At 38.7% G+C, this 421-nt stretch carries 1 protein-coding gene; it reads right to left on the reverse strand.

All coding sequences use genetic code 11. From position 1 onward, the window contains the following. Positions 1–421 (reverse strand): fibronectin type III domain-containing protein (locus V6251_RS15150; protein WP_341588999.1); only part of this gene is annotated, 421 nt, incomplete at both ends.

Here is a 421-nt window from a genome sequence, read left to right on the forward strand (position 1 = left end):
ACATAAATCTCGTAATTTGTTGCTGGATTTAATCCTGTCTCTGAAATTGTGGTTGTTGTTACTAACGTACCAGAAGTTGGTATTCCTGTTCCTGCTGGTTGTATAACATAATTCCATTCTGTCTCTGATCCGTTAGGTATCCATGAAATATCTGCCGAAGTTTCAGTAATTGATGTTGCAGTAATATTACTTGGTGCTACGCAAAACGTACCACAAGCTTCTACTCGCACTTGGTCAATTGCCATATCACTTTCCCAAGTATCACCAGTACCTACATAGCTAATTTCAATATATACTATCTGTCCTAAGTAGGCGTCTAAATTAACACCAATAGGTACCCAAGCTTCATCTGCTGTTGATTGGTAATCACCTATCCAAGTATACTCGGTAGTAAAAGGTCCTGTTTGAGAGGTACTAACAC

The organism is Olleya sp. Ti.3.14, assembly GCF_038154885.1.
Taxonomy (GTDB): Bacteria; Bacteroidota; Bacteroidia; order Flavobacteriales; family Flavobacteriaceae; genus Olleya.